General features: G+C 37.0%; 26 protein-coding genes, 1 tRNA gene and 1 pseudogene. 8 read left to right on the top strand and 20 right to left on the bottom strand.

What is annotated here, in order from left to right; genetic code table 11:
- Nucleotides 1–7: 7 nt before the first annotated feature.
- On the top strand, nt 8–469 hold the full coding sequence (gene ilvN, locus CDOM16189_RS05000; protein WP_169974823.1) for an acetolactate synthase small subunit: 462 nt from the start codon (nt 8–10) through the stop codon (nt 467–469).
- The gene (lpxD, locus tag CDOM16189_RS04995; protein WP_169974598.1) at nt 469–1422 is read left to right on the top strand and encodes a UDP-3-O-(3-hydroxymyristoyl)glucosamine N-acyltransferase; all 954 of its coding nucleotides are present in this window, start codon (nt 469–471) and stop codon (nt 1420–1422) included. Before ilvN ends, lpxD begins: the two co-directional genes overlap by 1 nt.
- A 39-nt stretch (nt 1423–1461) precedes the next feature.
- Here the strand turns inward: lpxD and thiF are convergent, their stop codons facing one another.
- The 11 genes from thiF to murA form a co-directional block, all read right to left on the bottom strand.
- Nucleotides 1462–2256, bottom strand: coding sequence for a sulfur carrier protein ThiS adenylyltransferase ThiF (gene thiF, locus CDOM16189_RS04990; protein ID WP_502707252.1), 795 nt, complete (start codon nt 2254–2256; stop codon nt 1462–1464).
- Between the two features lie 67 nt (nt 2257–2323).
- Nucleotides 2324–3487, bottom strand: coding sequence for a pyridoxal phosphate-dependent aminotransferase (locus tag CDOM16189_RS04985; protein ID WP_169974603.1), 1164 nt, complete (start codon nt 3485–3487; stop codon nt 2324–2326).
- A gap of 20 nt (nt 3488–3507) precedes the next feature.
- Complete coding sequence (gene speA / locus CDOM16189_RS04980; RefSeq protein ID WP_169974605.1) at nt 3508–5343, bottom strand: biosynthetic arginine decarboxylase; 1836 nt, start codon at nt 5341–5343, stop codon at nt 3508–3510.
- Entirely contained in the window at nt 5336–6571 is a 1236-nt protein-coding gene (hisS, locus tag CDOM16189_RS04975) for a histidine--tRNA ligase (protein WP_169974607.1), read from the bottom strand. Before hisS ends, speA begins: the two co-directional genes overlap by 8 nt.
- Nucleotides 6564–7163: a dTMP kinase gene (tmk, locus tag CDOM16189_RS04970; RefSeq protein WP_169974609.1), complete on the bottom strand. Its 600-nt coding sequence runs from the start codon at nt 7161–7163 to the stop codon at nt 6564–6566. Before tmk ends, hisS begins: the two co-directional genes overlap by 8 nt.
- Complete coding sequence (gene coaD / locus CDOM16189_RS04965) at nt 7164–7640, bottom strand: pantetheine-phosphate adenylyltransferase (RefSeq protein ID WP_169974611.1); 477 nt, start codon at nt 7638–7640, stop codon at nt 7164–7166.
- Entirely contained in the window at nt 7637–8185 is a 549-nt protein-coding gene (locus CDOM16189_RS04960) for a UbiX family flavin prenyltransferase (protein ID WP_169974613.1), read from the bottom strand. The genes coaD and CDOM16189_RS04960 overlap by 4 nt, the downstream gene beginning before the upstream one ends.
- Nucleotides 8182–8988 (bottom strand): flagellar basal body P-ring formation chaperone FlgA, encoded by an 807-nt coding sequence (gene flgA / locus CDOM16189_RS04955; protein ID WP_169974615.1) that lies wholly within the window; start codon nt 8986–8988, stop codon nt 8182–8184. The genes CDOM16189_RS04960 and flgA overlap by 4 nt, the downstream gene beginning before the upstream one ends.
- Before the next feature lie 59 nt (nt 8989–9047).
- A tRNA-Gly gene (locus CDOM16189_RS04950) sits at nt 9048–9122 on the bottom strand.
- Between the two features lie 40 nt (nt 9123–9162).
- A complete protein-coding gene (locus CDOM16189_RS04945; RefSeq protein WP_169974616.1) occupies nt 9163–10320 on the bottom strand; it encodes a molybdopterin molybdotransferase MoeA in 1158 nt (385 codons plus the stop codon).
- 2 nt (nt 10321–10322) lie between these two features.
- Nucleotides 10323–11588 (bottom strand): UDP-N-acetylglucosamine 1-carboxyvinyltransferase, encoded by a 1266-nt coding sequence (murA, locus tag CDOM16189_RS04940; protein ID WP_169974618.1) that lies wholly within the window; start codon nt 11586–11588, stop codon nt 10323–10325.
- Nucleotides 11589–11718: 130 nt separating this feature from the next.
- On the opposite strand from murA, the gene CDOM16189_RS04935 reads away from it, so the two are divergent.
- From CDOM16189_RS04935 to CDOM16189_RS04920, 4 genes are read left to right on the top strand one after another with little or no spacing between them, the layout of a single operon-like run.
- A complete protein-coding gene (locus CDOM16189_RS04935) occupies nt 11719–12405 on the top strand; it encodes an NlpC/P60 family protein (protein ID WP_169974620.1) in 687 nt (228 codons plus the stop codon).
- 21 nt (nt 12406–12426) lie between these two features.
- Nucleotides 12427–12963, top strand: a complete 537-nt coding sequence (locus tag CDOM16189_RS04930) for a rhomboid family intramembrane serine protease (RefSeq protein ID WP_169974622.1) — start codon at nt 12427–12429, stop codon at nt 12961–12963.
- Nucleotides 12960–13775, top strand: a complete 816-nt coding sequence (locus tag CDOM16189_RS04925) for a ferritin-like domain-containing protein (RefSeq protein WP_169974624.1) — start codon at nt 12960–12962, stop codon at nt 13773–13775. The genes CDOM16189_RS04930 and CDOM16189_RS04925 overlap by 4 nt, the downstream gene beginning before the upstream one ends.
- 8 nt (nt 13776–13783) lie before the next feature.
- The gene (locus tag CDOM16189_RS04920; protein WP_169974626.1) at nt 13784–14272 is read left to right on the top strand and encodes a SixA phosphatase family protein; all 489 of its coding nucleotides are present in this window, start codon (nt 13784–13786) and stop codon (nt 14270–14272) included.
- On the opposite strand, the gene CDOM16189_RS04915 is transcribed toward CDOM16189_RS04920, so the two are convergent.
- From CDOM16189_RS04915 to CDOM16189_RS04900, 4 genes are all read right to left on the bottom strand, one after another.
- Entirely contained in the window at nt 14269–15813 is a 1545-nt protein-coding gene (locus tag CDOM16189_RS04915) for a methyltransferase regulatory domain-containing protein (RefSeq protein WP_169974628.1), read from the bottom strand. The two genes, CDOM16189_RS04920 and CDOM16189_RS04915, sit on opposite strands and share 4 nt — an antisense overlap.
- Nucleotides 15814–16601: 788 nt before the next feature.
- Nucleotides 16602–18050 carry a Mur ligase family protein gene (locus tag CDOM16189_RS04910; RefSeq protein WP_169974631.1) on the bottom strand — a complete coding sequence of 483 codons (1449 nt, stop codon included), beginning with the start codon at nt 18048–18050 and terminating at the stop codon, nt 16602–16604.
- A complete protein-coding gene (estV, locus tag CDOM16189_RS04905; RefSeq protein ID WP_170000789.1) occupies nt 18047–18790 on the bottom strand; it encodes an EstV family lipase in 744 nt (247 codons plus the stop codon). The genes CDOM16189_RS04910 and estV overlap by 4 nt, the downstream gene beginning before the upstream one ends.
- Nucleotides 18780–19010 carry a type II toxin-antitoxin system Phd/YefM family antitoxin gene (locus CDOM16189_RS04900; RefSeq protein ID WP_169974635.1) on the bottom strand — a complete coding sequence of 77 codons (231 nt, stop codon included), beginning with the start codon at nt 19008–19010 and terminating at the stop codon, nt 18780–18782. The genes estV and CDOM16189_RS04900 overlap by 11 nt, the downstream gene beginning before the upstream one ends.
- A 206-nt stretch (nt 19011–19216) precedes the next feature.
- On the opposite strand from CDOM16189_RS04900, the gene CDOM16189_RS04895 reads away from it, so the two are divergent.
- Together CDOM16189_RS04895 and CDOM16189_RS04890 are read left to right on the top strand one after the other, a co-directional pair.
- Nucleotides 19217–20083 (top strand): TonB-dependent receptor plug domain-containing protein, encoded by an 867-nt coding sequence (locus tag CDOM16189_RS04895; protein WP_169974637.1) that lies wholly within the window; start codon nt 19217–19219, stop codon nt 20081–20083.
- A gap of 37 nt (nt 20084–20120) precedes the next feature.
- Nucleotides 20121–20837 (top strand): annotated as a pseudogene (locus tag CDOM16189_RS04890) (TonB-dependent receptor domain-containing protein); the annotation flags it as partial.
- A gap of 52 nt (nt 20838–20889) precedes the next feature.
- Here the strand turns inward: CDOM16189_RS04890 and CDOM16189_RS04885 are convergent.
- Genes CDOM16189_RS04885 through CDOM16189_RS04865 form a run of 5 tightly spaced genes read right to left on the bottom strand, consistent with a single transcriptional unit; the run spans nt 20890 to nt 24688 of the window.
- Nucleotides 20890–21924 carry a D-alanine--D-alanine ligase gene (locus tag CDOM16189_RS04885; RefSeq protein ID WP_169974639.1) on the bottom strand — a complete coding sequence of 345 codons (1035 nt, stop codon included), beginning with the start codon at nt 21922–21924 and terminating at the stop codon, nt 20890–20892.
- A gap of 9 nt (nt 21925–21933) precedes the next feature.
- The gene (ruvA, locus tag CDOM16189_RS04880) at nt 21934–22488 is read right to left on the bottom strand and encodes a Holliday junction branch migration protein RuvA (protein WP_169974641.1); all 555 of its coding nucleotides are present in this window, start codon (nt 22486–22488) and stop codon (nt 21934–21936) included.
- Entirely contained in the window at nt 22485–23039 is a 555-nt protein-coding gene (locus tag CDOM16189_RS04875) for a hypothetical protein (RefSeq protein ID WP_169974642.1), read from the bottom strand. Before CDOM16189_RS04875 ends, ruvA begins: the two co-directional genes overlap by 4 nt.
- Nucleotides 23036–23953 carry an MlaD family protein gene (locus CDOM16189_RS04870; protein ID WP_169974644.1) on the bottom strand — a complete coding sequence of 306 codons (918 nt, stop codon included), beginning with the start codon at nt 23951–23953 and terminating at the stop codon, nt 23036–23038. Before CDOM16189_RS04870 ends, CDOM16189_RS04875 begins: the two co-directional genes overlap by 4 nt.
- Nucleotides 23954–24688 carry an ABC transporter ATP-binding protein gene (locus CDOM16189_RS04865; RefSeq protein ID WP_169974645.1) on the bottom strand — a complete coding sequence of 245 codons (735 nt, stop codon included), beginning with the start codon at nt 24686–24688 and terminating at the stop codon, nt 23954–23956. It lies immediately after the preceding gene.
- Between the last annotated feature and the right edge of the window lies 1 nt (nt 24689).

Raw genomic sequence — 24689 nt, 5'->3', positions numbered from 1 at the left:
GATGAGTATAAGAAGAGTAATTTCAGTCATCGTTCTTAACGAACACGGCGTGCTTTCGCGCATTTCCGGGCTTTTTGCAGGGCGTGGGTATAATATCGACACCCTTACCGTTGCGCCGATACCTGAGACAAATTTATCTCGCCTTAGTATCGTAACGGTAGGCGATGAGAAGGTGCTAGAGCAGATCGTAAAGCAGCTTCACAAGCTCATACCTACTTATAAAGTTATAGAAACTGGCGAATTTGTCGAGAAAGAGATGGCGCTCGTAAAAATTCCGCTGAGTGAAAATTTAGGCGGACTTGACGCGATACTTAAGGCTTATAACGGCATAGTTGCGAACACAAATGAAAATTTTATCGTTGTTATGGTGGCTGACGATACGATTAGAGTGAAAAATTTCTTAAAAGCCATCAAAAAATACAATCCGATCGACATCGTTTGCGGTGGGTCGGTGCTTATGGATATGTGATGAAATTAAGTGAAATTTATGAGATTTTAGAGCTGAAATTTGAAGGTGAAGAGCGCGAGATAACTGCGCTAAATTCGCTTGCCAATGCAAAAAATAGCGAACTAAGCTATTGTGACGGCGAAAAAAACGCCAAATTTATCGCAAATTCTAAGGCCGGAGCGATACTCGTAGGCGAAAATTTAAAGGAATTTGTACCTGCAAATATGCACTCGATAGTTGTTGAAAACGCTCATTTGGCATTTGCGATTTTAAGCAAATTTTTTGCAAAAGAGCTTTTTGCAAGCTCGCCAAAAGAGGCTCAAATTTCACCTAGTGCCAAAGTAATGCAAAACGTATATATAGGCTCAGGCGTAACGGTGGGCGAGGGCAGTGTGCTAATGCCGGGAGTTTTTTTGGGTGATAACGTAAAGGTCGGCAAAAACTGCATCTTGCATCCAAATGTAGTTGTGTATAACGACTGCGTAATCGGCGATGAGTGCCACATAAACGCAAATGCGGTTATAGGCTCGGACGGCTACGGCTATGCGCACACAAAAACGGGCGAGCATATAAAAATTTATCATAACGGAAATGTGATTTTAGAGGATTTTGTCGAGATTGGCGCGTGCACTACTATAGATCGTGGCGTGTTTGAGCCAACCATCATCAAGCGCCACACAAAGATAGATAACCTCGTGCAGATAGGTCATAACTGCGAATTAGGGCAAGGCTGCCTCATAGTAGCCCAAACCGGTCTTGCAGGCTCAAGTAAGCTAGGCAGAAACGTCGTAATGGGCGGACAAAGCGGCACTACAGGACATCTAAAAGTGGGTGATTTTGCTCAAATTGCCGCACGAGGAGGTGTCTCAAAAAGTATAGAAGGCGGTAAAAAATACGCCGGTGCTTACCCTATACTAGAGCTTGGCGAATTTTTTAAGATGCAAGCCAAGATATTAAGGTTTTTTAAAAAATAGGAAAACTAAACCTTTTTACACAATACAAAAAATAATTTATTATACTTCTAAATTCATCATAAGGCGGATTGCAAGGTTTGCTTGGTGGTTAGCGCAAATCGCTACGCGCGGTGCCATTAGTCCTTGTCCTACTTTTGCGGCGTTGTTTAGATCACCACATATATGAACATTTTTAGCAAATTTTATTGTTTTTATTAAATTTGAACTATGATATCCCGCCATTCCGGAGGCAGCGATAATTTGCTTATCTTTTAAGCTCGCTCCGGCTTCGTTTACTATCATAGTTTTGCTTGCGACATTATCAAAAGCCTCGCAGATTATGGAGCATGGTGCAAAAATTTCCGCGACATTTGAGCTATCTAAAAAAATATCATGAGTAATTACATTTACAAACGGATTAATTTCGCTAATCATACTTTTTAAAGCTTCAGCTTTTTTCATTCCGATATGTTTTATAAAGTAATGTTGGCGGTTTAGGTTGCTAGGTTCAACCACGTCAAAATCAACGAGTACAAGCTTAGCAACCCCTACGCGTGCCAGACTAATAGCTATGTTGGATCCAAGTCCACCAAGTCCGGCTACTCCAATGCAACTATGTTTGAGCGCGTCATTTAGTTCAGGCGTGTTTCTAGCCTCTATCATAGAACGTAAAATTCCAGCTTCAGGCATAACTCCGCGTTTTATGAGCACAATATTTGCACCATCTTTTATATCTAAATTTTCACTGGTTGCAAAGCCATTGATTATAAAGATATCCGGATTTTCAGCACTAAATTTCTTTAAAAATTGATATAGCTCTTTATTGCTAAAAATTTCACTCTTAAGCTCATCCATAGTTTTGGATTGAATTTTAAAATTTGCGCCATTTATAGTTACATTGGTCATTTTGCATCTTTAAATATTAGTAATTTTTGACAAATTCCCCAATTTTACTTATGCCTTTTATGATATTTTCCATACTTGTAGCAAAGCTTAGTCTAAAGTATCCATCCATACCAAATCCAACTCCAGGTACGCAAGCTACTTTCGCCTCTTCAAGCAAGCGGCGGCAAAATTTCATCGAGTCAGGCTCAACCTTAGAGCAGTTTACAAAGAGATAAAACGCACCTTCGGGCTTAAGCACGCTAAGTCCGTTTATGGAGTTTATCATCTCGCACGCTTTATCTCTGCGCTTGATAAATTCCGCTCTCATCATAGCCATATCTTCATCGGCTTGTCCGGAAAGTCCAGCTATCGCTCCTTCTTGGACGATCGAGCTTATGTTGCTTGTGCTTTGGCTTTGAAGTCTTTTAACCGCGGCGTTTAGCTCAGGTATCACGCTTGCCATATAGCCAAATCTCCAGCCGGGCATCGCTCCGCACTTGCTAAGTCCGTTGATCGTGATAGTGCGCTTAAACATATCTTCACTCACGCTTGCGGCCGCCACAAAAGGCGCGTCATAGCTAAGTTTTTCGTAAATTTCATCGCTTGCTACGATGATTTTCGTATCTTTTAAAACTTCTCCAAGAGCAAGCAGCTCTTCGCGACTATATATCGCTCCTGTTGGGTTACAAGGGCTGTTTAGAACTAAAATTTTGCTCTTTGGCGTGATTGCCGCTTTTAGTTGCTCAGGCGTTATCTTAAATCCGCTCTTTTCGCACGTATCTATATAAACAGGCACACCGCCGCTAAATTTCACCATCTCGGGATAGCTTACCCAGTAAGGGCTTGGGATTATAACCTCGTCGCCGTCATCGATCAGCGCTTGAAAGATGTTAAAAAGCGAGTGCTTGGCGCCTACGTTTGTTATGATCTGGCTTGTCTCGTATTTTAGCCCGTTTTCACGCTCCAGCTTTGAAGCGATAGCTTTTAAGACATCAGGAGAGCCCGGAACCGCGGTGTATTTGCCACATCCCTTATCAAGGGCTTTTACGACTGCGTCCTTTATCGCTTTTGGAGTGTCAAAGTCCGGCTCGCCAGCCGAAAAACTCACGACATCTTCGCCTTTTGCTTTCATCTCTTTAGCAAGTGAGCTGATAGCTATGGTAAGCGATTCGCTTAATACTTGAACTCTATTTGACAGCATGTTTTTCCTTTTTGTGAAATTTAAGATATGGTTTTTAGATAACCGTTATCGTTTAAAAAGAGATACATCTCGCCTAAAATTTGCTTTTTTTGAGTCTCATTTACTAGTTTTGATTTCTCAATTCGTTCGTTTAGAGTGTCTTGAATTTCGTATATATCGTAGTCAAGATCTTCCATGATATCAAGGATCGATTGGCTTTCAAGCAGGTGAGCCACTTTATATCCGTTTTCATCTATATCTATCGTCGCTTCGGTAGGATGAGTGAAAAGATTGTGCTTCATTCCAAGCACTTCCTGATATGCTCCTACCATGAAAAATCCCAAGAAATACTCCTCTTTTTCCACGTCGATATCGTGTAAAAACAGCGGATTAAATTCATCGTCAAAGCCTATCTCGCCGTCGCTATCGCAAGTGATATCCCAAAGCGAAGCCGAGCGGGTAGGGCGAATATCAAGCCTATCAAGCGGCATGACGGGGAAATTTTGCTTAAGCCCCCAAAAATCAGGCAGTGACTGAAAGAGCGAGAAATTTATGAGGTATCTTTCTTGAACCTCTTCTTGAAGTTTTAAAAGCTCGGGATTGTTTTGTTTAGTTCCAAGCATTTTAACCGCTTTTTTAATGATGAGATGAGTTAAAATTTCAGCGTTTGAGCGGTCAACCAGATCAACATATCCTAAATCAAACAGCGTAAGTATGCTTTCCATATGATCCATGCTATCGTGCAGATACTCCATCGCATTTGACGGTTTTATGGTGTTTAGTAGATCAACCAGCTCGGTTATGAGCTGAGGATTTTTCTTCTTAAGTGCAAGCTTTTCTTCTGTGTAATCCTGAGAGAAAAGCTCAAGCACAGGCGCAACGAGCACTGCGTGAGAAGCAGCTACGAAGCGACCACTTTCTATAAATATATCAGGCTCAAGCTCGTTTTTTTGGTTTGCGATGGTTTTAAGCAGGTAAACCACGTCGTTTGCGTATTCGCTTAGGGTGTAGTTACGGCTTGAGTTTTCCTTAAACTGCGAGTATTCTATCGCTAGACCGCCGCCTAAATTTATCGCTTTTAGGTTTTTTGCTCCCATTTTTCGAAGCTCTGCGTATATATTGCCCGCTTCTATTAGCGCCTTTTTAAGCGGATGGATTTCGGTTATCTGAGAGCCGATATGAAAGTGAATCATATTAAAGCAATCAAGCAAATTCGCCTCTTTTAGCAAATTTACGGCTTCAATCAGCTCGGTTGCGGTTAGTCCGAATTTAGAGTTTATGCCACCGCTCTTTGCCCAAATTCCCGAACCCGAGCTATGAAGCCTGATACGAAGTCCGATGTTTGGCTTTGGCGCAAAGCGCTCTTTTGCCGTAGCTATGATAGCTTCAAGCTCGTTTAATCCCTCTATCGTAAGAGTGATGTTGTGACCCATTTCAGCAGCGATAAAGCCGATATTTATCATCTCTTTATCTTTAAAGCCGTTTACCGTTATCGGAGCGTTTTCGTTATTGTAAGCCATTACAAGTAAAAGTTCCGCTTTAGAGCCCGCTTCAAGCCCGTATCCATAGCTTTTGCCGTGCTTAACCAGGTTTTTTACAAAGCCAGGGTATTGATTTACCTTAAGCGGATAGACGGCGTTAAAGTCGCCTTTGTAGTCAAATTCTTTAATCGCCGATTTGAAATTTGAATAAATTTGCTGAATTTGTTTTTTGATTAGATGCGGGAAGCGAAGCAGCAATGGCCCTCTATAGCCTTCGCTTCTAATGTCTTTTACGATATCTATGATAGCGGGCTTTGAGCCGTTGTTTATGCATACCTTGCCGTTTTCGATGATAAAATTTGAATCACCCCATAAATTTAAACCGTAGTTATTCACCTAGCACTCCTTCAAGCTCATTTAAATTTATTGTCTTTTCAACTTTATTTTTTAGATTTTTATACCAAATTTTACCCTCTTTAAGCTCGTTTTCGCCCATGCAAAGAAAAATTTCGGCATTTAGATTGTCTGCGTTTTTAAGATGTTTTTGTAAATTTTTAGCCTCATAAGATATGTTTGTCTTGTGTTTTTTTCTTAAATTTATACCTGCTTGATGGATGATATCAAGACCTTCTTTATCAAGCGCACAGATATAAATTCCTTCTCTGTCGCTGCTATTTTCTCTTGAGCTTAAAATTTCCATTATGCGCTCAACTCCCATGGCAAAGCCGACCCCGTAGCTTGATTTGCCGCCAAGATACTCAACCAGCTTATCGTATCTGCCGCCGCCTGCAACCGCGCTTTGGCTTCCTATCTCGTTGCTGATAAACTCAAAAGCCGTCTTGCAATAGTAGTCAAGCCCGCGCACAAGCCTTGGATCTACTTCGAATTGAACTCCGTTTGTAGTTAAAATTTCTTGTAGCTTTTTAAAGTCCTCTTTGCATTCATCGTTTAAATTATCTATGATTAAAGGTGCGTCTTTGTAAATTTCTTGGCATTTTTGCTCTTTGCAATCAAGCACGCGTATAGGATTTGTAAGTTTGCGTCTTTTGCAATCCTCGCAAATTTCAGCTTCATGCTCATCTAAAAATTTAACCAGTTTTTCGCGGTAAGCCGGCATACACTCGCTATCTCCGAGCGAATTTATCTTAAGAGCGGTTTTTATGTTTAGTCTGGCAAAAATTTCATCTATCATCAAAATAATGCTCGCATCCTCATAGACGCTTGGTTCGTTAAAGCACTCACAGCCAAACTGATGAAACTCCCTTAAGCGTCCCTTTTGCGGGCGCTCGTAACGAAACATTGAGCCGTGATAAAAGTATCTTCTCACACCTCCCGCCTTATCGAATTTCGCTTCGATAAAAGCCCGCACGACTCCGGCAGTTCCTTCGGGTCGCAAACAGACGTCATTTTCGCCTTTATCGATAAACTGATACATCTCTTTTCCTACGATATCGCTACTTTCTCCGACACTTCTTCTAAAAAGCGCGGTTTGCTCAAGGTGCGGCGTTAATACAAATTCATACCCGTAGTTTTTAGCTACCTCTTCGCAAATTTTGATAATGTATTCGTAAGTTTGCCCGCTTGGCGGCAGGTGATCTTTCATACCCCTTAATGCGCTAATCATCTATAAATTCCTTTATCAAATTTGTTATTTTGCCCATTTCGTCGCTTGCATTTATGGCTAGAAATTTTATATCAAGTGAGTTTAAAACGCGCTTCATGCACTCTTGAACCTTTAGCAGATACTCCGCTCCGCGACTTTCTATATGATCAAGCCCGCGAGAAAAAACTCGAGAATTTAAAAGCTCTAAATCCGCTTCAAAAAACACTATCTTATCGGGCAGATTTCCTTGCAGGGCGAATTTGTTAAATTCAAGAAGCTTTTTCATATAGCTTTCATCACACGCCTTGACGGCTCGGTTTTCGTTTGCCATCGCATAAGCCATGCCTGAGATAAATCCTCTGTCGCTTAGAATTATCTTATCCTTATTCTTGCTTATAACCTTATCAAAATGCTCGGCACGATCGGCTAAAAACAGCAAAATTTCAGCCTCTTTGCTAAGTGAGTTTTTGCCAAGCAGAATTTCTCTTAGTTTTTTGCCAAGCTCTGTTCCGCCCGGCTCATAGGTGATAACGGCGTTTTCATAAAATTTCGCCACTTTTTTTATCTGAGTACTTTTACCTACTCCATCAACCCCTTCAAGCAGGATATACATCTAATTTTTTTCCTTTAAAATTTCTAAAATTTCATTTGGTACCAGCTTGCTTACATCGCCTTTATGCCTTAAAACAGAACGCACGATAGAGCTTGATATAAAGGCGTTTTTAAGGCTTGGCATGAGATAAACCGTCTCAAACTCATCCCAAAGAGTAGCGTTTGCGTAGCCGATTTGAAGTTCGTATTCAAAGTCGCTAACCGCACGAAGCCCGCGTATAACGATGTTTATATCATGGCTTTTTGCAAAATCCACAAGCAAGTTATCAAAGCTAATCACGCTTACGTTTTTTAAATTTGCCGTTGCGATTTTAGCCATCTCAACGCGCTTTTTGATACTAAAATAAGGCTGTTTGCTCTCGCTTTTAGCAACGCCCACGATCACCTTGTCAAAAATTTTCGTAGCGCGCTTGATAACGTCTATATGTCCGTTTGTGATAGGATCAAAGGTTCCCGGATATATGCAAGATTTTTTCACTCTTTACCCCATCTTTTATAAATTTGATTTTCTATGCCAAGTGCGTCAAGCCACTTGCCGATGATGAAATTCTCCATATCTTCTACGCTTTTGATATCTGCGTAATATCCCAAAATAGGAGGAGCGATGATAACGCCCATACTTGATAGCTTTGCCATCTGCTCAAGCGCGATGGTAGAAAAAGGCATTTCGCGAACCCCAAGTATTAGCTTTCTTCGCTCTTTAAGAGCAACTGCGGCGGCACGAGTTATAAGCGTATCGGCAAAGCCTGCGTGAATTTTTGCTAACGTGTTAATAGAGCAGGGTGCTATGATGGAAGCTTTTATACCAAAAGAGCCTGAAGCAAGCGAGGCTGAGATATCGCTATCATCGTAAATTTTAGCATTTTTGATAGCCAAATTTAGCTTTTGCTCTTTTTCAAGCACAAGTTTAGCGTTTTTACTTATGATGACGTGACACTCGTTTGTTTTAGCTATCTCATTAGCAAGCTTAACGCCTAAATTTACACCACTTGCCCCGCTAATGCCTACTAGAATTTTTCTCATCTTATGATCGCTTGTTTTTTAGATACGATTGTAGCATAAAAAGTTTTGTTATCCTTGCTTCTTACTTTGATAATATCGCCCAAATTTCCATGTTCAAGAGCTTTAACCTCTATCACTACACTTAAAGAACCATCGTTTAAAACAGCTTGAATATTATCATTTCTTTTTACAAGAGTTAAAAACTCAAACTGTCTTTTTAAAAGAATTTCGCCATTTTTAATGTTTTGTTTTGATATGAGTCTTGATGACGGAATCTTGGTAAAAGAATCTTTTAAAAAATTATCAAAATTTACCATATCCATTTTATAGTCAGCAATGCCTAAAATATGCCTCATTGAGATATTTTTTACAGCTTTTAAAACAGGCATTAGAGCCTTAAACTCATATCTAAAAAAAAATGTTTTTTGTATGCCGTTTGCGTTAAATATAGCTCTAAAGGTTCCTTTTGAGTTATTTAAAGAGTTAATATAAATTTGATCTAGATTATAGGATGAGAAGTCTTTAGGAAATTCGTTTTGTGCCGAAATTTCAGGAAATTTGATAAATTTGATATCAGGATACTCTTTTATAACGGCTATTAAAAACTCTTTTTGAAGTTTCTCAATCTCACTACAATCTTTTACAAAAATCATCTCGCCACCGCTTTTGTCTTCAAAATTAATAAGGTGAGACTTTGCGATACTGGCTATCCGGTTTGAGCTTATTTTAGCTGCCTTATTGCCGTTTAAATTTAAAATTTCTTCATCTTTTCCATCATATCCTAATGTTTTAAGGGTTATAGAGTCACTATTTATGCAATACATAGGGTTTAAAGCAATAGAGTTAGCGGATAAAAATACAGAAAAAAAGATTAAAAAAAAGATGGAGCGGGAAACGAGATTCGAACTCGCGACCCCAACCTTGGCAAGGTTGTGCTCTACCCCTGAGCTATTCCCGCAGATAAGAAGTCGCAATTCTATCAAAATCATCACCGTTTGTCAAGAAATTTTATAAATAAAAATCTTATCACCTTTTTTTATCTCGTTTTGATCGAAATCAGAAAGGTAGATGGCGTTACTTTTTACTAGAGGCAATATCATACCTGAACCAAATTTATTGTTATCTGTTATATGAAATTTACCATCTTTTAGCGTTCCTAATACTATATTCTGACGTCCGGACTTTATCTTTAGATCCTGATAGGCTTCCGCTTCAACTTGCATCAAATTTTTGCCGTTTAAAAATGGCACTACAAGCAAAAATGCGAGTAAAAAGGCTGCCATAGGATTTCCAGGAAGTATAAAAACTAATTTTGAATCTTTAGAGTATGCCTTGCATGGGCGACCAGGTCTAACATTTATATGTTCAAAAAGTTCTTTGAAACCAAGCGAAAGTAGAGCGGTTTTCATATAGTCAGCTTCACCTTTACTAGCCCCACCAGAACAAATAATCACATCAAAATTTGCATTTTGAAACGAATTTATAGTCTCGTTTAAATCATCTTTTATTATCCCCAAATAGCTACTTTTGAAACCGAAATTTAACAGTATGGCAGCTATTGCTTCGGCATTTGCGTTATAAATTTGATTCTCATTGGCTATTTGCCAAGGCTCTATTATCTCATCTCCGCTTGAGAAAATACCTATTTTTGGCTTTACCAATATTTTTACACGAGAGATGCCTTGAGCCGCGAGCATCATTATATGAGCTGGAGCCAGTCTGGTGCCTGCGCTGATAAGCTCATCTCCTACTTTTACCTCTTCTCCTCTATGCCTAAATGCATCATAGGCTCTTGTTTTATCGGTTACTATGACTTTTTCATCCTCTATGATAACATCCTCAAGTCTAGCCACGGTATCTGCACCTTTTGGCATTTTTGCGCCTGTCATTATCTTTATACACTCGCCATCTTTTATCGATGTATCTTTGCTATCTCCTGCAAAAACAGCGTCTATAACTTTTAGAGGTTTGTTTTTATCGGCAAATTTTATAGCATAGCCGTCCAATGCCGAGTTATCAAATGCAGGCAAATCCTTTACGGCGATTATATTCTCGGCTAAAATTTCTCCTACTGCCATGGATATGCTTACAAATTCACTATTATTACTCGATTTTACACTATCAAATATAGTTTTTAAGGCTTCATTTACTATCATTATTATTCTTCCAATCTTTTTATTTTAGCCCCAAGTTTTGCGAGCTTTATTTCTAAATTTTCATAACCTCGGTCAAGGTGATAAATTCTATGCACCTTGCTTGTTCCATCGCTTGCAAGAGCTGCGAGGACAAGGGCTGAAGATGCTCTAAGATCAGTAGCCATGACATCTGCTGCGTTTAGCTTCTCTCCTCCATATATGCTTGCGATATGCCCGTTTAAACGTATATCTGCACCCATTCTGCTAAGTTCGCTTACGTGCATAAAACGATTTTCAAATAATCTTTCATCAATCACACTAACTCCGTCTGCAATTAGCGCAAGAGCCATAAATTGAGCTTGCATATCGGTTGGAAAGCCGGGATATTCTGTTGTTACTATCTCTACAGGCTTTATTTTATCCGCAGGAAATATAGTTATCTTGTCATCATTAATCTCTATGCCAAAGCCCATCTCGTTAAATTTGGTTAATATAGCCTTTAGGTGATTTGCATTGGCATTTGTTATTGTGATTTTAGAATTTGTAATAGCACCTGCGCAAAGGTAGGTGCCAGCCTCTATTCTGTCTGGAATTACTCTTATATTTTTAGAGGTTATGAGGTTTTGGCCCGTGCCCTTAATAGTAAGTTCATTAGTCCCGATTCCTTCTATATACACTCCGGCATCTGCTAAAACCTCGCATAGCTGCACTACCTCAGGCTCTTTTGCTACGTTTGTAAGACGTGTGGTGCCGTGCGCTAAGGCGGCCGCCATTATGATATTTTCACTTCCTGTAACTGTAATCTTGTCAAATACAATATCGGCTCCGTGCAAGCCATTTGGCGCGGTAGCTACTACATAGCCCTGTTTTATTTCGATATTTGCACCCATCTTTTCAAGTGCGCTTAAGTGCAGATCTATCGGGCGCTGGCCTATGGCGCAACCTCCGGGCAAGCTTACTTCGCAATGTCCAAATCTGGCTAGTAAGGGTCCAAGAACCAAGATGGAAGCGCGCATTTTACGGACTATATCGTAGTTTGCCTTAGTAGAGTTTATATTGTTTGTATTGATTTTTAGTATATGAGAGTCTAAAAAATCGCACCTCGCACCTAAATTTACAAGTAAAGTCGCAAGAGTCTTTATATCTGCAACATTTGGGATATTTTCTAGTACTACATCATCTTTCATTATCAACGTTGATGCTATAAGCGGTAATGCCGCGTTTTTAGCACCGCTTATAGCGACCTCTCCGCTTAATTTACTATTTCCTTCTATTTCCAAATAAAACATAATTAAATCCTTATAAGATAGCGATTATAACGCAATTTAACTTATAAAAAGAAAATTTAAGTCATTTAAAGCCTTTTTTACCCAATTATCTATATAATTTTAATCGCTTAATAAAAACTTAGGATATAAATTGAAATTTAAAAAGTCTATTTTAATCACAATGTTAAGCTGCTTTTTTCTATCAGGTTGTTCTCACTTAACTCCGAATTTGGATCAAAAACAAATACCAAACACAATAGAAGAAATAAAAGATAATCAAACTCATATCAAATTTGCAGAATTTGATAATACTGGAGTATATTATGCGGCCAAGGCATCTTATATTTCAAAAATGATAAATGGATATCTTGGAAAGAAAAATGGAAAAGATTGTTCAGGATTTGTATCTTTAATAAATAAGAAAAATAACAATATATATTTTAAAGAGGCTAATTTAGAAAAGTTTTATACTAAATATGGTTTTAAATCGGAGGCTATTTTTAATCTATATAAAAATCAGGATATGATTTTTCAAGAGAACCCAAAAGTAGGAGATTTGATATTTTTTAACAACACTACAAACAAAACAAAAAATTATAAAAAGACAAAAATAATTACGCATATAGGCATAGTAAGCGATATATATAGCGATGGAACTATAGAATTTATACATCATTCCGGGAAGGAAAGTAAAAAAGGAGTCATAAATTTCTCTCAAAAAAATAAACATAAAGTAGCTGGGAAAAAGATAAATTCATATGTGGTTGATTGTAAAAAATGCAACTCTTCGTATCTTAGCTCAAATAGATTTGCAGGCTTTGGCAGAGTTAAAATTTAAAGGCTTTTAAAAGGATTTTGATTGTATGTAACCTCTTTTTTGATAGCTTTTAACTGTTTGGTATATTTTCTTATAAATTTCATTATTCAAGATAGTGATTTAAATTTGGTTTTCGGGCTAAATTTGCTACTTTTAGATCAAAATTTTTTCTGGCAACCACTAAGCTCGATGTTTATGCACGGAAATTTAACTCACCTGCTTATGAATATGGCGGTTCTTTTTCAGTTTGGCGGTCTTTTGGAGCGATATTTTGGCGGTTTTAAATTTACTATTTTATATATACTGGGTGGAATTTTAACCTCAATCCTAAGTTTTATCTATATATACTACTCATTTGTTTTTGGAAACAATATTATAAATTTAGTCGGAGCAAGCGGAGCCATAAGCGTGCTTCTTGGCATCATGGCATTTCTTGATAGAAGCAGTGCCAAAGGGCTTTTAATAGCTATTTTGCTTATGAGTTTCGTGCCTTTGATGATGGGCGTAAATGTCGCTTGGTATGCACATATAATAGGCTTTGCAGTAGGGTATTTTGCAATGAAAGCGAGAATTTTATGAGATTTTTTAAAGAACTTGGTGAAATTTTACTCTGTGGCGACAAAGATAAGAAATTTGCCAAATTTAAGAGATTTTATAGTGACTACAAAGCAGGGCATTACGAGATAGTTGATGATGGTGAAATTTTAGAGCTTAAAGAGCCAAGCTACGCCAAATTTTGCGACGTAGTAGAGATGAAAAATCTGGATAAAAAATCAAGCAAACAAAACAAAGACGCAGCCTTCCTTCACTCGATCGCTCATATCGAATATAGCGCCATAGATATAGCGCTTGATGCGGCTTATCGCTTCCGAGGTCTTCCTAGGCGTTATTATGACGACTGGCTTGAGGTGGCTGAAGATGAGATAAGGCACTTTGAGATGATTGAAAAATATATGCAAAATTTTGGTGTAAAATACGGCGATATGCAGGTGCATAACGGGCTTTTTATAGCACTTAAGATGACTGAAAACTCATTGCTTGAGCGTATGGCTGTGCTTCCAAGATACATGGAGGCAAACGGACTTGATGCAAATGCTTTTATGCTTAAAAAACTTGAAAATGACGATACGAAAGCTGCTTTAAAAGAGATTTTGCAAGTGATTTTGGATGAAGAAATTTCACACGTAAGCAAGGGCGATAGGTGGTTTAAATTTGAGTGTGAGCGTAGAAACGTCGATCCAAACGAATATATCGCTATCGTTAAGAGAATTTATCCAAATTCATTTATGCAAAGCAGGGAGCTAAACGAAGAGGCTAGATTAAAGTCCGGATTTAGCGCTTTAGAGATAGAGCGCATCAAGCAAATAGCCAAAAATAGGGCGTATAAATAGGAGTGAATATGAAAAAAATTTACTTTATAAGGCATGCAAAAGCAGCTCAAAAAGACTATGAAAACGACTTTGAACGCGATCTAAACGAACGAGGCAAGAAAGATTTGGCTTTGATGTGCGATAGGCTTAAAAAGCATAAGGTGAGGGTGGATGCGATCTTTTCAAGTCCTGCAAAACGCTGCGCAAAAACTGCTAGCAAGATGGCTGACGCCGTTAAATTTAAAGGTAAAATAGAGTTTATAGATATGTTTTACGAGGCTAGTGTGAGCGATATGCTTGAGTTTATAAGAGGGCTTGATGATAGGCTAAATAGCGTATTTATCGTATCGCACAATGACACTATAACTGAAATTTGCGAGCTTCTAAGCGATGCCGTAATAGGCAATATCCCTACTTGCGGGATATTTTGCATAGAATTTGAATACTCTTTTAAAGATATTAAAGAGCATTCAAATCGCGCTTTGTTTTTTGACTATCCAAAAAAACATAAGGACTAAATTAACTCAAACATATTATTTCTGACCATCTTTTCAATGAGTCCGACTATATAGATGTCTACTGCTTCATTTTTATCTACTATTTCAAGCTCTCCTTTTTCATTTCTTCTTTGCATCTGTATATTTTTTTCTTTCAGTAGTCTTTTGATATCTTTTATGCTGTTTTGTCCGTCAAAGGCTAGCATTATCTCAAATTCTTCTTTGGCAAATTTTCCTATTATTTCGTTTAGATAGTTGGAAAATGATATTATTCGCTCATCGTTATTCAAAAAATATTTAATGTATCTTTTATAGGTATCTTTTATTTTGCTTTTTCCGGGGTTGTATTTAACGCAAACTATGGGATTTGGTAGTATATCCACGCTATCGTTAATGATCAGCGATACAATATCTGCATAAACTTGATTTTTATCATTTTCATCAAACATCTCCACAATATCTTTGATAGAGATTGTAGAAGGGAAGGATGAGTTTAAAATATTTACTATTTTTATCACTCTACTATTTATCTCTTTATTTTTCGAATCAAATATTTTATTGTCCTTAATCGTAAATGATCCGAGTAAATTTAGCTCATCTAAAACTTTTTTACTAAATGTTTTATCAAGTCTTGCTTTCGCTAAATTTTCCTTATGTGTTATGATACTTCTTCTAAAGGACATCCCTGTCGTAAAATCAAAGAATTGCTCTATGGCTATTCTTGGCTCCATATTATTAAAATTTTTAACTATGCCTGATAGCTGCTGATCATGTGTGTTATTTAAGGAAAATATTAGATTAGAATCAACAAGATAGCCAAGCTCATATTTTTCTATATGTTCTATAAATTCATAAAAAAAGCAAGGATCATTGAAAATTTCAAAATACTCGTGAAATATATAACTGTCATCATTCGTATCTAAGCTGTCTATGGTGCTTATGAGGTTTTTTTGTTTGTCAGAAAAACCTATAGCGCTCATATAACTTTTTAGAAATTTCAGATTTTCTCTTAAAAATTTAACTTGTTCTTGCGGGGAAAATTTATTTTTTGGCATAAAAATATCAATAAAATCTCTTATAATCGACTTGTTTTTCCACCCAGGGTAAGTATTGTAAGATACGTAAGCGATTCCATTTGTGGATAGTAAATTTTTTATAGTCTTTAAAATAGCGTCTTGCACTTCTTTTGGAACCCAGCTGTATACACCGTGAGCTATTATGTAATCAAACTTTCCTAGTTCATCGCTCATTTCGCATATATCTTTTTGATATAGTTTTAAATTTTCTATTCCAATTTCACTAATAATCTTATTTCCTTTTTCTATCTGGGTGCCGGATAAATCAACTCCAACCAATGTTGCTTCTTGATTATTCAGGGCAAAAGGTATCAAATTTCCACCAAAAGAACATCCTATCTCTAAAATTTTTGCCTTTGAAGCATTAGGTGGATCAAGCAACAAAAGTTTTGCTATAGCTTCTAATTTATGAGGGTGGGAATATTTGAAAGATTGTGATACATAAGGTATGCTATCGTAGCTTTCTTCGATATGTTTTATTTCCATTTTATACTCTCCTTAGTTTTTTCAAAGTTTATTTTATCATTAGTTGCATAAATTTAATTTTTAGGAATTTTATAAAAGAGAAGGTTTTTGTTAATATATAGAAAAATATATGAAATCAAGCGTAAAATATCACATTAAATTTAATGGATAAATTTAAAATATACAAAATGTAAAGTTTATAAAATATCGTATATATAGAGCTTTGATTTATATTCGAAAAGCGTATCTTGAAAATATAAATATTAATTTGAAAATTATAGTTTTCAATACAAAATAGTAAAAATAGTTTGTATTTAACCTTTTTGTAGTCTTTTTAGGTGCAGAAAAGTTCTTGTATGGGTTTTTGATATCGGCTATATTTTTGATACTTTTAGAATCTACGGTGGCTATGCTTATTATTTTAATGCAAAAAGACTTTTGTTATAGATGCTAATAGCGGTGAAAAAGAGACAACAAAAGCATAATTGCTAAAATATGGTTTGCAGGATATCTTTTACTTAATTAGGAGTAAATCTTGAAGAAATTTATAAGATAAACGTCAATGACGCTATTTAATTTGGCAATAAGGCGGCTCTGACAAAAAACGGCAAATAATCAAATAAACTAGAAACAAAAAGCATCAAAGAGGCAAAGTATAGAGTTTGTTTGCTGCATGGCATAAATTTTTAAGCCCTATATTAAATTATTTTAAACATAGCAATTTTAATCTGCAAAGCTTCTCTGATATAAATATCCACACCACTTGAAATAAGGACTTTACAAATTAGTTTTCATCAAAGTCCAAATTTCTACATAAAACCAGGTGCATCATTTGAAAATAGTATCAGATCCCCTGCTCTTGTATTTTGAGCAAGTATCTCTTGCATTTTAGCCTTGTCTTTGATAATGATTATCTTTGGTTTTGTTAGATATTTTAGTAAGGAAGCCGCATTTAAAGAGCTTGATATCATCACTACATCAAAAATTTCATTTATGATCTTGCTTAGTTTTTCATTATCTTCCGCGGTACTCTCTACTATTCCGGGCGTTATAAGCACTTTTCGGCCCTCATAGCTTGCAACAAGCTCATAAGATGCACTCATACCGTTAAAATTTCCATTAAAGCTATCATCTATGATGATTTTACCTCCAGCATCAATGCGCTGCAGTCTATGCTCGACGTTTTTAAGCTTGGATATTAGGTTTTGTATTTTGTCCGCTTTAAGCCCTAGATAAAGAGCGGTTTTTATGCAGGCTGCTAAATTTGCGCAGTTAAATTTACCAAGCAGCGGGGAGCTGAATTTAAACCCATCAAGGCTAAATTTTACACCTTCTAAATTTGCTTCTATCTCATTTAAATTCTTATCAAAAATTTCTATTTTTTCGCTCTCTTTTGCCAGTGTTGAGCTATGCACGAAGGCTTTTTCGAGTCGCTTTGATCCAAGCGCTTCAAGCTTGGTTGTGCGGATATTTTCAAGCGTTTTGAAATACTCTATGTGCTGAGCCCCTATTTCGCCTACGATTACGATTTGAGGACGTAAAAACGCGGTGATTTCAGCTATATCGCCCTTCAGTCTAGCCCCTGCTTCGGCGATGTAAATTTGCGTGTCGCTAGCAATATTTGAATTCACGTCTTGGATCAAGCCTGCTAGGGTATTTACGCTGCGAGGAGTTTTGTGGCACTTAAAATCATCTTTTAAAATTTCAAACAAAAAATTTTTAATGCTTGTCTTGCCAAAACTTGCCGTTATCAGAACGATTTTAAGCTCTTTCATGTTTTCAAGCTTTTTTAAAGCCGCTTTTTCATACATCTTAAAATTCATCTTCTCAAGCATAAAGCTAAGTATAAATGAAATTGCAAGCGGAAGTATAACCCCTAAATTTTGACACTTAACCGAGATGTAGCAAAATATATTTTCAAGCACCAAGGCGATTATAAGTATGATGAAAAATCGCTTAACTCTTGGGGTAAAAACTAGCTTCTTATCAAGCCTTTTATGCCAAAGATATAGACTTGGCACCATCGAAAAGTAAAAATATATCCAAAAAAACTTGCCCGTCGTATAGTAAAGCACAACAGGAACTATCGCAAAAAATACGTGCCAAGCAGGCTTTGTGAAGTGAAACAGCACACGCTCGAATTTGTACGAAAACCACTGCAAGCAGGTGATAAGATAAAATCCGATCGCAAGAGTAAATAAAGAGTGAGTAATAATCAATCCGCCGCTTGTTAAAATTTGAGTTAAATTCTCGCTCATTTTAGCTCCTCTTTCTCATTTAAATTTAGCTCAGAATCGATAACGCCGCTGATGTATCTTGCATGAAGCAAAAAGAAAAAGTGATCGCCCTTAAGCGGATGAAAATCACTGTTTGATATGAGGCTATGTATCCTCTCGCCGCTTTTTAGCGGAGTTGCACTATCATCTTCCCCCCAAAATATAAGCGCCCTGCCCTTGTATTCTTTAAATTTATTCGTAAAATCCTCATTAACTACGTTTTTAAGCGTTTCATACATCTGCTTGCTCATGCCTTTTACGTCTTTTGTGGCAAAAAATTTATATAAAAAGCCAAATCCAAGAGCTTTTAAAATTTTAAAAATGGCGATTTTAAACCTCACGAAAAACGGCTTTTTGGTAACTATGCCCGCACTGCTTAAAAGAGCTAAATTTGCAGGCTTAAGCAAGGTTGCAACCTTTCCGCCAAACGAGTGTCCGACGATAAGAGTTGGAGTGATATTTATCTCTTTCAAAAACAGCCTCATAATCTCGGCATAATCTTTCGTATAAAGATCTTCGTGCATGTTTGACGCGCCAAAGCCCGGCATATCGATATAAACGTGTTTAAAATCGTTTAGAAATTTACCGAAAGCCTTTTTCATTATTTCCTTATTCGCCCCCCAGCCGTGTAAAAATACTATGGCGGGACTAGATGATAAATTTAAAATTTCATAGCTTATGGTGTAAATTTTACCGCCGAATTTGATATCCTTACTCGCCATTTTCACCCTTTTTTCTTGATGAGTAAATAGCTTGTAACACCTCCACGACCTCGCATAATCGCTCATATTCGGCCATATTAAGTAAGACCGCTTCAAATTTATTATTTTTTACGATCACGGCTCGCTTTATCTGAGCCGAGCCTACTTTGGTAAGTACGGCGCTAAAATTTCTAACGACTTCGGTTGCGGTATAAATTTCATCTTTGCTAAATGTAGTCATTTTTGCTCTTTTATGTAAAATTTTACATAAAATATAACAAATAAGCCTTTAAATTCGGCTAAATTAGAGAAAATGGCATCAAATTATAAGAATTCAAATCGATTTTTAAAAACACAAATTAAAATATAATCTAATAATTATTAAATATATTTTAATTTAAAAATAGGCATTATATCAATATAAAATTTTAATTTAATGAGGATTTTGTGAAAAAATCTATAGCTTTGAGTGCTGCACTCTGTGTCTGCTTGCATGCTGAAATTTTTAATCTCGGCGTAGTCGAAGTTACCGCAAAGGATGAAAGCGTGTCAAGCCCTAATGTTTCGGTGGTAAATAAAAAATCTATCCAGATAAATAACGCCAAAACAGTTAGCGATGTGGCAAAATTTGTCCCCGGAGTTAGTTTAAGAGGCGGAGCTTATGCGAGAAATGAGACTTCAATGTCCATTAGAGGATTTGGCTCTACTCAGATCCCTGTGTATATAGACGGAATCCCGGTTTATGTGCCATATGACGGCAACATGGATTTAAGTAGATTTACCACTTACGATCTTTCTCGTATAGATATAAGCAAAGGTGCAAGTAGTGTTTTGTACGGACCAAACGCTCTTGGCGGCGCTATAAATATAGTAAGTTTAAAGCCCACAAGAGAGCTCGAGGCCTCTTTGGGTTACGGAGCAAGGGCCGGTGTCAAGTCAAAAGCATACTATGATAAGTTTAAAAACTCGCTTCACAATATGAGCGATAGTAATTTTAACCAATCGGCACCTGGCAAAAGAGGTTTCAAAAGTAAATACAATGACTATACTTACGTATTTGGATTTGAGGTTGGAGCAAATATAGGCGAAAATAATATCCTTAAATTTGCACCAAGCTACAAAAGGGATGTGCATAGAGAAAGTGATATAGGCGTACCTGTGCAAAGATATGAGGATGAGACATTATCGCTTGCTCTCGAGCATACTTACTTCTTTTCTGATAGAACTAATTTAACAACAGGTATAAGTTATGACTCAAGAAAGGCTATCAAAGCAGAGTATTTGCGGCATACCTGCATAGGAGAGCGATCCTAAAGCCAAAAAGAGATTATATGAACATCCAACCAAAAAAGACGGATCGTTTAACTATCAAGCCATATTTAAACATAGCTTTACAGATGAAGATGATCTTATGCTTAGCTTTGCCAAAAAAAGAAGGCTTCCAACCATTAAAGATAGATACTCGTTTAGATTTGGTAGATTTATCCCAAATCCTGATTTGAAAGCTGAAGAGGCATATCACTATGAAGTTGGGTATAGTAAGAAGTTCGGTGATGATTTTAGGCTTAATGCCGCAATATTTTATTCTGATATCAGAAAGAAATTTGAGACTATAGTAGTGCAAACAAAGCCTAAAAAAATTGGACAATTTCAAAATATAGGCAACTCCGATATCTATGGGTTTGAATTCGAAGCTCATGCAAATTTGATGAGTAATTTAAAAATGGGCGCAAACTACACATATATGCACGCAGATTCAGGCAAAGATGGAGTTTATCTAACGGGTATCCCAAAACACAAAGGCTTTTTGTATGCAGATCTTAAGATCGCTCCTAAATTTAGCTTTTACATAAGCCAAGAGGGCGAAACAGGCAGACAAAGCAATAGTGACGGCACATTTAAACCTGGTGGATTTATGGTCACAAATGTAAAATTTATCGCAAATATTACAAAAAATCTTAACGTGGATGTGGGCGTGGATAATCTATTTGATAAGGCTTATGAGTATACAGAGGGATTTTTTGGCGACGGCAGAACATTTTTTGCTAACACAAGATACGATTTCTGATATATCTTAAAATTTGCAGGGGGTCATCCCTCCCCTGATTTCTACTTAAATTTTATAGCTTTCCTTTAGCTGATGTGATCGAGTTTATAAACTGATAATCTATCTTTATATCGCGCTCTCTTGGCAAGTTTTTAGCGAGCAAATTTATAGTCTCTTCAAAGTCGTTAAATAGATAGTTTGCAAGGCTTCCAGGATTTGGATTTATCTCGTTTAGATAGACTTCATCATCTATCACGAAAAAATCACACCTGATAAGCGCCCCGTCAAATCCGCAGCTATAAATTCTCTCAAAACTTTCTTTTAATTTTGCCTTGAGCGCTTCGCTTATATCGGCTTCCTTTGCCCTGCTCTCGCTTGAAAAGCTCATATATTTTTGTTCGTAGTCAAGAAATTCTTTCTTTTTTGGCTCTTCGATGATCGAAAATTTTATCTTGCCATCTATCTTGCAGCCTGCTAGGTTATATTCCTTTACGCCCTCTATAAACGGCTCAACCAAAACTTCGGTGTCAAACTCAAACGCCACATCTTGCGCATACTCAAGCTCGCTATCATCCTTTACTACGCTTACGCCGATAGAGCTGCCTAGGCGAACAGGTTTTAGTATGACGGGAAGCGTTAAATTTAGTGTATCGCCCCTGCGCAAGACTTCGTATTTTAGCGTCTTAACGCCTGCTTTTAGGGCTAGAAGCTTGGTTAGCTCTTTGTTGTAGCTCATCGCACTTGCTTCAAGTCTTGGGCCTATATATCTTATCTCGTAAAAGTCAAGCAAAGCAGCCATTTTGCCATCTTCGCCGTCCATGCCGTGTATCAAATTTATAAATACATCAGCTTCTATCTTTTTCTCGCCAAACATTCCGCCTGCAAAAAATCCGCCGTTTTTAAGTAGTAGCTTTTTGCTTTTTTTATAGTTGCCTGAGCTAAAGAAATTTGCCTTCATATCTTTTGCTTCGATTAGATAAAACTCCCTAAATTTATCGCAAAATACAAACACCGGCTCGCTTTTAAGCACGTTTTTTAAGGCTATTGCGCTTACGATACTGATCTCATGCTCGTAGCTTCTAGCGCCAAATAAAATTCCAAATTTCATATCCATCCTTTATCCGAGTTTCTTAAGAGCTTCTTTGATAAGCTCGCTTACGTTTGTTGCCGTGCAGGTTGAAAGCGCTTTAGATATCTTATCTCGCTTAAATCCAAGACTCTCAAGTGCCAAGACCGCCTCGTGCTGGTGGCTTGGCATCGCCTCATCGGCTACTAGTTTGGCGTCGCTTAGTTCGGCTATGATACGCCTTGCGGTTTTTACACCGATGCCGGGAACTGATTTAAGAGCGTCCGCATCGCCATTTATGATCGTGTTAGTAAAGGCGTTTGGATTTAGGCTAGAGCATACTGCCATAGCCGTGCTTGCGCCTATGCCGTTTAGTTTGATGAGTATCTCAAACATCCTTTGCTCGCTTGCGTCTAAAAATCCGTAGAGTAAATTTGCGTCTTCTCTGATGATTTGCGTGATGTTAAGCTCTATTTTTTCGCCTTTTTCAAGCTTTGCCGAGCAAAAAAGCGATATGGATATGCCGTATGTCACGCCGCTTGCGGTTTTAAGTAGCAGATATGCAGGCTCTTTTTTGGTTATTACGCCTTCGATTGCTTTTATCATCTGTATTCCTTAAGTTCGTTTAAAATTTTACTTACTATATCATCCATAGCTAAATTTAGTGCACTTATTGCATCTTGCGGATTATTGCCATCAATAGTTCTTTTTGACGTTACAATAGAGCTGTTTAAATTTTTTTCATCTTTTAAAATAGTAAATCCTAGGCTAATAGTAGCCTCCTTTTCATCAGTTTGAAGTGTAATTATATTTGTTTTTAGAACTAAATTTCTTCTATCAAAGCTAGCGTCAAGCTCGCAACTACTATTTATTGCGGCAAGAAAATTCTTATATATCATATCGCTTGGTGTCGTTATCCATTTGACTCCCTTGATAGTCTCTACTTGCCCTTTGCTGTTAATTTTAATTATACTTCTTGAATCAAACATGCTAATAACTTTAGTTTGCTCTACAAAAACTAAAATTTTATCTTTACCTTCACACTTACTAAAGCTATTGTTGCCAAGCATAAAATATTCAATAGATGGCGCCGGTTTTGCTATTATTGAGCAACCTGCCATAAATATAGAAAAAACAAAAATAGCCAAATTTCTCATTTTTTATCCTTGTCTTGAGGGTCTTTAAAGAAAAATTCGTAAGGCTTATCCTCCAGCCTAAAAAGAGTCTGCCTAAATTCTTTCAGAGTCTTTTGAAATTCTAAAAATGTAGTTATAGTCTCTTGTGAAAATGAGCTTAAAATATCTTTTATATCATACTCTCCGCTTTTTATCTTTTCTTCCATGATTCTTTGTAAATTTTCTAGCTTAATTGCCAGATTGGAAAAATTATTAGAAAATGAGTTGATATTTTCAAGTGTCTTAGAGCCGTTTTTGGCCAAGATTTGAAACTCCAAAAGAGTATTGTTTAGATTTTCCAAAGAACCATTTATATCGGTATTTGCACTAATATTATTTAAGTTAGCCGCAAGCTCATCAATGGATTTTAAAATGGAAGATATTTTTTTAGTATTCTCTTCGTTTAAAACTTTATTTATATTTGCAAGCGTTCTATCAATATTTTCTGTTAAGTTACTAGCCTTTCCGCCTATTTTTTGAAAAAAACTTTCTTCAAGAGTAATGTAAGGCTTTTCGCTATCACTAAACAAGGAACTATTTTGTGATCCTCTTTGTATATTTAGATAGCTTATGCCTGTTATTCCTTGAATCTCTGCCACTACAGTGCTATCTTTTTTTACAGGAAGCCCTTTAGCTACCCATAGCTCAATCTCTATTTGTGCATCTTTTTGGCTTGCAAATTTAATATCTTTTACTATTCCCGCATCAACCCCTATAAATTTAACAGTAGAATCCTTTTTGATCCCGTTTGGAAGGTCATTTGTAAGTATGTAGTATGATCTGTATTCGTTCTTATTATTTCCATAGCTTATCATCCACCATATAAAGCCACCAGCAATGGATACAACTATCACAAAAAACAGCCCTATAAGAGTATAATTTATCTTGCTTTCCATCTAAATTTTCCTTGCCTTAAAGAGATCCTCAAGAGGATTGTTTTCAAAGCTTTTAAGCTCGTTTAAATTTCCCTCAAAGGCTATCTTTTTATTTTCAAGTATTAAAAATCTATCTAATATGCTTTGGATACTGTCTATATCATGCGTTACCATCACAACTGTTAGTTCAAGAGTATCTCTAAGCTCTAAAACCAGCTCATCAAAAGCTCTTGCACTCATCGGATCGAGCCCGCTATTTGGCTCATCTAAAAATAGAATTTTAGGACTTAATACAAGGGCTCTTGCCATAGCCACACGTTTTTTCATACCACCGCTTAGTTCGCTTGGGTAAAGTAGAGCTGTATCTGGTTTCAAGCCTACTTTAAGTAGCCAAAACATCGCTATCTCTTTCATCGATTTTTCGCTCATATTACTATACTCTTTTAGTAGGATATAGATGTTTTCAAGCACATTCATCGAGGTATAAAGCGCTCCAAACTGAAACATCACTCCGCATTTTTGCCTTATCTCTTGTCTTTTTACCTCGCCTATAGACCATAGATCTTCTCCAAGCATCTCTATTCTGCCCTCGCTTGGCTCCTTTAAGTATATCATTGTTTTCATAAGTGCGGATTTACCGCTACCGCTACCACCTAAAAGTCCGTAAATTTCACCCTCTTTGACATAAAAGCTAACCTTGTCATGTATAATTCGATCATTAAATTTAGTAGTTATATCGGTAGCTTTTATTATCATC

Source organism: Campylobacter sp. RM16189 (genome assembly GCF_012978815.1).
Lineage (GTDB): Bacteria > Campylobacterota > Campylobacteria > Campylobacterales > Campylobacteraceae > Campylobacter_A.
The sequence above is the reverse complement of the archived record's forward strand: the minus strand, read 5'-3'. Positions and strand labels throughout refer to the sequence as shown.

Bases quoted from the DNA above. Each gene is read 5' to 3' on its own strand.
- lpxD (WP_169974598.1), top strand. From the start codon at position 469: ATGAAATTAAGTGAAATTTATGAGATTTTAGAGCTGAAATTTGAAGGT.
- CDOM16189_RS04915 (WP_169974628.1), bottom strand. From the start codon at position 15,813: ATGGAAATAAAACATATCGAAGAAAGCTACGATAGCATACCTTATGTA.
- CDOM16189_RS04925 (WP_169974624.1), top strand. From the start codon at position 12,960: ATGAGATTTTTTAAAGAACTTGGTGAAATTTTACTCTGTGGCGACAAA.
- ruvA (WP_169974641.1), bottom strand. From the start codon at position 22,488: ATGATAAAAGCAATCGAAGGCGTAATAACCAAAAAAGAGCCTGCATAT.
- thiF (WP_502707252.1), bottom strand. From the start codon at position 2,256: ATGGATGAGCTTAAGAGTGAAATTTTTAGCAATAAAGAGCTATATCAA.
- estV (WP_170000789.1), bottom strand. From the start codon at position 18,790: ATGGCGAGTAAGGATATCAAATTCGGCGGTAAAATTTACACCATAAGC.
- CDOM16189_RS04900 (WP_169974635.1), bottom strand. From the start codon at position 19,010: ATGACTACATTTAGCAAAGATGAAATTTATACCGCAACCGAAGTCGTT.
- CDOM16189_RS04960 (WP_169974613.1), bottom strand. From the start codon at position 8,185: ATGAGAAAAATTCTAGTAGGCATTAGCGGGGCAAGTGGTGTAAATTTA.
- CDOM16189_RS04920 (WP_169974626.1), top strand. From the start codon at position 13,784: ATGAAAAAAATTTACTTTATAAGGCATGCAAAAGCAGCTCAAAAAGAC.
- CDOM16189_RS04910 (WP_169974631.1), bottom strand. From the start codon at position 18,050: ATGAGCGAGAATTTAACTCAAATTTTAACAAGCGGCGGATTGATTATT.
- murA (WP_169974618.1), bottom strand. From the start codon at position 11,588: ATGTTTTATTTGGAAATAGAAGGAAATAGTAAATTAAGCGGAGAGGTC.
- CDOM16189_RS04985 (WP_169974603.1), bottom strand. From the start codon at position 3,487: ATGCTGTCAAATAGAGTTCAAGTATTAAGCGAATCGCTTACCATAGCT.
- flgA (WP_169974615.1), bottom strand. From the start codon at position 8,988: ATGTATTGCATAAATAGTGACTCTATAACCCTTAAAACATTAGGATAT.
- CDOM16189_RS04885 (WP_169974639.1), bottom strand. From the start codon at position 21,924: ATGAAATTTGGAATTTTATTTGGCGCTAGAAGCTACGAGCATGAGATC.
- tmk (WP_169974609.1), bottom strand. From the start codon at position 7,163: ATGTATATCCTGCTTGAAGGGGTTGATGGAGTAGGTAAAAGTACTCAG.
- CDOM16189_RS04875 (WP_169974642.1), bottom strand. From the start codon at position 23,039: ATGAGAAATTTGGCTATTTTTGTTTTTTCTATATTTATGGCAGGTTGC.
- CDOM16189_RS04945 (WP_169974616.1), bottom strand. From the start codon at position 10,320: ATGATAGTAAATGAAGCCTTAAAAACTATATTTGATAGTGTAAAATCG.
- hisS (WP_169974607.1), bottom strand. From the start codon at position 6,571: ATGATTAGCGCATTAAGGGGTATGAAAGATCACCTGCCGCCAAGCGGG.
- CDOM16189_RS04865 (WP_169974645.1), bottom strand. From the start codon at position 24,688: ATGATAATAAAAGCTACCGATATAACTACTAAATTTAATGATCGAATT.
- CDOM16189_RS04870 (WP_169974644.1), bottom strand. From the start codon at position 23,953: ATGGAAAGCAAGATAAATTATACTCTTATAGGGCTGTTTTTTGTGATA.